This is a genomic window from Bacteroidia bacterium (assembly GCA_016218155.1).
In the GTDB taxonomy this organism is placed as follows: domain Bacteria; phylum Bacteroidota; class Bacteroidia; order Bacteroidales; family GWA2-32-17; genus GWA2-32-17.
Map to the genome: position 1 here is coordinate 1 of JACREQ010000103.1, position 5841 is coordinate 5841.

General features: G+C 30.9%; 6 protein-coding genes and 1 tRNA gene. 4 read left to right on the forward strand and 3 right to left on the reverse strand.

Translation table 11 applies throughout. From position 1 onward, the window contains the following. Nucleotides 1-97: 97 nt before the first annotated feature. A tRNA-Met gene (locus HY951_16400) sits at nt 98-171 on the reverse strand. A 155-nt stretch (nt 172-326) separates the two neighbouring features. Between HY951_16400 and HY951_16405 the strand changes: the two genes are divergently transcribed. From HY951_16405 to HY951_16420, 4 genes are all read left to right on the forward strand, one after another. After that, on the forward strand, nt 327-710 hold the full coding sequence (locus tag HY951_16405) for an SRPBCC domain-containing protein (GenBank protein ID MBI5541642.1): 384 nt from the start codon (nt 327-329) through the stop codon (nt 708-710). 64 nt (nt 711-774) lie between these two features. Beyond that, the gene (locus HY951_16410; protein ID MBI5541643.1) at nt 775-2229 is read left to right on the forward strand and encodes an LptF/LptG family permease; all 1455 of its coding nucleotides are present in this window, start codon (nt 775-777) and stop codon (nt 2227-2229) included. Nucleotides 2230-2278: 49 nt separating this feature from the next. Next, nucleotides 2279-3484, forward strand: coding sequence for a glycosyltransferase family 4 protein (locus tag HY951_16415; GenBank protein ID MBI5541644.1), 1206 nt, complete (start codon nt 2279-2281; stop codon nt 3482-3484). Nucleotides 3485-3538: 54 nt separating this feature from the next. Further along, nucleotides 3539-4750, forward strand: coding sequence for a bifunctional 3,4-dihydroxy-2-butanone-4-phosphate synthase/GTP cyclohydrolase II (locus HY951_16420; protein ID MBI5541645.1), 1212 nt, complete (start codon nt 3539-3541; stop codon nt 4748-4750). An 87-nt stretch (nt 4751-4837) separates the two neighbouring features. Here the strand turns inward: HY951_16420 and HY951_16425 are convergent, their stop codons facing one another. Beyond that, the gene (locus HY951_16425; protein ID MBI5541646.1) at nt 4838-5353 is read right to left on the reverse strand and encodes an OmpH family outer membrane protein; all 516 of its coding nucleotides are present in this window, start codon (nt 5351-5353) and stop codon (nt 4838-4840) included. 37 nt (nt 5354-5390) lie between these two features. Further along, nucleotides 5391-5841, reverse strand: a 451-nt coding sequence (locus HY951_16430) for an OmpH family outer membrane protein (protein ID MBI5541647.1), incomplete at its 5' end; no start/stop codon positions are given.

A 5841-nucleotide genomic window follows, 5' to 3' on the forward strand; every position in this document is an offset into this window, starting at 1 on the left:
AACCTTAAACCATTAATCAAATTTGCTCAACGTTGCTCAAATCAACTTTACAAATATACGTAAATATTTATAATATCAACTAATTACAAACATTTTGTAGCGAGAGACGGGCTTGAACCGTCGACCTCATGATTATGAATCATGCGCTCTAACCAGCTGAGCTACCTCGCCAAATTGAGGATGCAAAGATATATTATTTTTTATTTATAGCAATTGATAATATAAATTAGTTAAAAAACATTTTAAGTTTTGTTAACCAACTAGTTTGATAAAAAATTTGGAAATCATCAAACAAAAAGCTATCTTTCAAAAAAATTGACGTAGTGATGAAGGAAAAAATTCAAATGGAATTTTCTGTAAATACATCTGCAAAAATACTTTACCCGAGGTTAAGTACTCCAAGCGGTTTGTCGGAATGGTTTGCAGACGATGTAAATGCTAGAGGAAGTGATTATTCTTTTATATGGCAAAACTCTGTTCAAAAAGCTAAATTAGTTGCTAGCAAAGACGCTAAATTTATTCGCTTTAAATGGGATGAAGATGAAGGTGAATCTGAAGATTATTATTTTGAGTTTAAAATAGAAACTCAGGAAATGTCAGGTGATACTTCGCTAATTATTACCGATTTTGCTGATCCTGCCGACAAGAACGATACGATAAACTTATGGGAGTCTCAGGTAGGTGAATTAAAACGTGCACTAGGTTTATAAAAAATTAACCTAAACTTCTGAAATAAACCGCTAAATTTGTTGCTTAAATTACCACAATAAAGTAATGAAGCGGCTTCATATTTACATGATAAAAACATACATGGGACCATTTCTCATGACGTTTTTCATTTCTGTATTTTTGCTTCTAATGCAGTTTCTTTGGAAATATATTGATGAGTTTGTTGGAAAAGGCATTGAAACTTCAGTAATGACTCAATTACTAATGTATGCCTCTGTAAATTTTATTCCAATGGCTCTTCCTCTTGCTATTTTATTATCTTCTATTATGACTTTTGGTAGTATTGGAGAACATTACGAATTAGTTGCATTAAAGTCATCTGGAATTTCATTACTGAGAATAATGTATCCGTTAATTATTTTTATTTCATTTATCAGTATTGGTGCTTTATTATTTTCGAATTATGTATTGCCTGTTGCTAATTTAAAGTTTTACTCATTGTTATATGATGTAAGAAATATTAGACCCGAAATAAATATTAAACCCGGTATCTTTTATAATGGCATTGATGATTACAGTATTAGAGTTCAAAGTAAAGATAAAAAAACAAATATCTTATATGGTGTAATGATTTATGATCAGACAAACCGACAGGGTAATACCACGGTTATTGTTGCCGATTCGGGTAAAATTTTAATGACTGAAGATAAAAGATATTTGTTACTTACCTTATATAATGGTGAGAAGTATGAGGAATTAAGAGAAGATAATCAGTCGAATTGGAGACTAACACATCCTCATCAGAAAGATAAATTTTCTGAAGAAGATATAACAATAGAATTAAAGGGTTTTGGGTTTAACAGAACAGATGAAAGTCAGTTTACCGATAATTATAAAATGCTTAATATAAAACAACTTCAGCATGTTGAAGATTCATTGCAGAAATCTTATAACCAAAGAGATTCGTCTTATAAAGCAGCAGTTGTAACCGTTGCCTTTTTAAAGAAAATTGCCTTAGATACATTGGCTAGTAAACGTGCTACAATAGATACTTTTATTCATCCCGATTCTTTATATAAATTACATTCAAATTACGAAAAAAGCCAGATGCTTGAGAGTGCATTAACAATAGCAAGGAGTCAGTCCGGCTATTTAAAAATGTCTGTTGATGAGCTTGAAGCTCGTGAAAATTTTATTGTTAAACATAAAGTCGAATTTCATTTAAAATTTACTTTAGCATTTGCATGTTTGATTTTATTCTTTATAGGTGCACCATTAGGGGCAATAATTAGAAAAGGTGGATTAGGTATGCCTGTTGTTGTTTCGGTATTGTTATTTATACTTTATTATATAATATCATTGGTTGGTGAAAAATTTGCAAAAGAATTAATTCTACCTGCCTGGGCTGGAGTATGGCTGTCATCAGCAGTTCTATTTCCATTAGGATTATTTTTAACTTATAAAGCAGCTTCTGATTCTGTTATATTTAATATTGATTTATATCTTGAACCAATTAAAAAATTATTTGACAGAATATTGAAAAGAAAAGTAAGGAGTTGATTGGTTTTATTATTTGTAAACCTATCAGCAATTCAACGGATTTAAAAAAATGAGAATACTTCAATTACACAATAAAGTGCCATACCCTCCAAAGGATGGCGGATCAATAGGAGTTTGGAACTATACAGAAGAGTTTGCTAAGCAAGGACATGATGTTACTCTTTTATTAATGAATACTACAAAGCATTATTGTGTTATTGAAGATATTCCTCAAAAGATAACAGATGCAATAAGATTTATAACTGTTGATGTTGATACACCTATTACAGGTACTGGTGCTTTAAGTAATTTGCTGTTTTCAAAAAAACCATATAATGCACAAAGATTTATTCTCAAATCATATAAGGATAAATTACAGGAACTACTGTCAAACGAAAAATTTGATATAATACAGTTAGAGGGGTTATATTTATGTCCTTATATACCTATTATTAGAAAGTTTTCAAATGCATTAATTTCATTCAAAGCACATAATGTAGAACATGAAATATGGAATCGTGTTTTAGCAAATGAGCCATCTTCAATTAAAAAGAATTATTTAAGAATTCTTTCTAAGCGAATAATGAGAATGGAAATAGATGTTATGAATAAATATGATGTATTGGTAACATTCACTGAACGCGATGCTCGTTTGTTTAATACAATTGGGAATAAAAAACCATATCTCGTTTCGCCAATAGGCATAGACACTTCACATTTAATTCCTGAAAGAAAAAATATAAACTATCCTTCAATATTTTATATAGGAGCACTTGACTGGGCCCCAAATCAGGAAGGATTGATGTGGTTTGTTAGAAAGGTTTGGAGTAATTTGCATAATAAATTTCCTGATTTGAAACTTGAAGTTGCAGGAAGAAATGCACCAGACTGGATAGTAAAATCTTTAGATGATCCAAGCATTGTATTTCATGGCGAAATTGATGATGCTTATAAGTTTATTAATAATCATGCTATAATGATTGTTCCATTGCTTTCAGGGAGTGGAATGAGAATAAAGATAGTGGAAGGAATGGCTTTGGGCAAAACAATTGTAACAACATCTATTGGTAATGAGGGAATTGATACAACTCATAATGTTGATATCCTTATTGCTGATACTGCCGATCAATTTCAAAAGCAAATCGAACGTGCATTAACAGATAGACAATTTTTTGATTCTGTTGGAATAAACGCAATTAAATATGTAAAACAAAATTTTGATATACATAACATAACAAAGTCATTAATAGGTTTTTGGTCAAAAAGAATTCACTAACAAATGTTAGGTGTTTTGTAAATCATTTAAATTAATTTTGAAAAAAAAATAAGGATGTCAGAAACAGAAGAAATAAGGTTAAATACCATAGAAGAAGCAATAGAAGATATTCGTGCCGGAAAAATGATTATTGTTGTGGATGATGAGGATAGAGAAAACGAGGGTGATTTTGTTGTTGCAGCAGAACTTGTTACTCCTACTATAGTTAATTATATGGCTAAATATGGAAGAGGTTTGATTTGTTGTGCTATACCTGAGAGCCGTTGTGATGAGCTTGAACTTCAAATGATGGTAGGAAGAAATACTTCATTTCATGAAACAGCATTTACAGTTTCTGTTGATCTTATTGGCAATGGTTGCACAACCGGGATTTCAGCAAGTGACAGAGCAAAAACCATTAACGCACTAGTGAATACTGAAACAAAAGCTGAAGATTTGGGTAGACCAGGACATATTTTTCCTCTAAAATCTAAAGAAAGGGGAGTTTTACGCAGAGCCGGACATACTGAAGCTGTTGTTGATTTAACTGTTTTAGCTGGATTAAAACCTGGTGGTGCTTTGGTTGAGATTATGAATGATGATGGATCAATGGCCCGACTTCCTGAATTATATGAAATAAGTAAGAAGTTTGGTTTTAAAATTATTTCTATTGAAGATCTTATAAAATATCGCCTTCAACGAGAGAGTTTAATTAAAAAAGGTGCTACAGTAAAGTTGCCAACAAAAAACGGCGATTTTGAACTTGTGCCTTTCATACAAATTTCAAATGGTTTAGAACATATTGCACTAATAAAAGGTGAATTTAAAAAAGATGAACCTGTTTTAGTTAGAGTTCACTCGTCATGTGTTACAGGTGATATTTTTGGCTCATTAAGGTGCGATTGTGGTTCACAATTAGATGAGGCAATGAAAATGATAGAGAAAGAAGGTAAGGGAGTAGTTGTATATTTAAATCAGGAGGGAAGGGGTATTGGTTTATTTAATAAAATTGAAGCTTATAAATTGCAGGAAAATGGGAGAGATACAGTTGAAGCAAATATTGAGCTTGGATTTAGAGCCGACGAGAGAGATTATGGTGTTGGTGCTCAGATTTTACGTGACTTAGGAGTTTGTAAAATTCGTTTAATAACAAATAATCCTGTTAAAAGAGCTGGTTTAGAAGGGTATGGTTTAAAAATTGTTGAAAATGTTCCTCTGCATATTCCTTCAAATCCTTTTAATGAAAAGTATTTAGATACAAAACGTAAAAAAATGGGACATTTTTGATTTCCATAAACTATAACAAATAAAAAAAGCTGCCTTAATTAAGGCAGCTTTTTTTATTTGATAATAATGTCACGTCCTGACATCTTATTATTTTATTCCCAATTTTGTTTTAACTAAAGGTAAAACATCGTCAGAATCTTTTGGCCAGTATAGAAGTGAACCAGTTCCTGTGTCGAAAACGTATGTGTATCCGTTATCTTTTGAAACTTCTTCTATTGCTTTTTTAGCTTTTTCAATTATTGGTTGAAGTAATTCAGATTCCTTTTTTTGTAATTCGGTTTGAGCATTAGTTTGGAATGTTTGAATTCTTTGTTGCATTGTTGTTAATTCTTCTTCTTTGGTTTTTTTAATAACATCACCCATAGTAGCTTGATTTGCCTGATAATCGTTATATTTTTTCTCAAGTTCATCCTGCATTGCAACAAGTTGATCTTCTAATTGTTTTGAATATTCTTGTAATGTTTTTTGTGCAGCTTCTCTTTCTGGCATTAAAGCAAATAAATCATTTGAATTTAAATGTCCGAATTTCATTTTTGCCTGAGAAAATCCCGAAAAATTCATTAATAACAATGCAATTAATATTGCGAATCCAATGTTTTTCATGTTTGTTTTTAAATTTAGATTTTTGCAAATTTATAAATTAATTCTTATAACCCAACTTTTTAAGTACATCGTCACTTTTATCCAGTTTTGAATCTGTATAAAGCATATTTAAACTACCAGCGGTATCAAAAATTATTGCATAATTACCTTCTGTAGCAATGTCTTTAACTGAATTAAAAACTTCATCCTGAATTGGTTTTACTAACTCCTGACGTTTTTTGTATAGTTCGCCTTCTTTTCCAAAATATTTCTTTTGAAGATCTTTTGCTTCTTTTTCTTTAACCACTATATCATTTTCTCTTTTAGATCTCATTTCTTCTGTTAATAAAACTTTCTCTGCCTGAAAGTCTTTATACAATTTGTCAACCTGAGCATAAATTGCTTCAATCTCTTTTTGCCAATCGACTGATATTTTATCAAGTTGAGCCTGTGCTGCCTGATAGGATGGAATATTTTTTAAAATATAATCCGTATCAACATAAGCAAAT

What these genes read in the sequence shown, in the direction of transcription:
- HY951_16405 (MBI5541642.1), top strand. Translation starts at nt 327, where the DNA reads ATGAAGGAAAAAATTCAAATGGAATTTTCTGTAAATACATCTGCAAAA.
- HY951_16410 (MBI5541643.1), top strand. Translation starts at nt 775, where the DNA reads ATGAAGCGGCTTCATATTTACATGATAAAAACATACATGGGACCATTT.
- HY951_16415 (MBI5541644.1), top strand. Translation starts at nt 2,279, where the DNA reads ATGAGAATACTTCAATTACACAATAAAGTGCCATACCCTCCAAAGGAT.
- HY951_16420 (MBI5541645.1), top strand. Translation starts at nt 3,539, where the DNA reads ATGTCAGAAACAGAAGAAATAAGGTTAAATACCATAGAAGAAGCAATA.
- HY951_16425 (MBI5541646.1), bottom strand. Translation starts at nt 5,353, where the DNA reads ATGAAAAACATTGGATTCGCAATATTAATTGCATTGTTATTAATGAAT.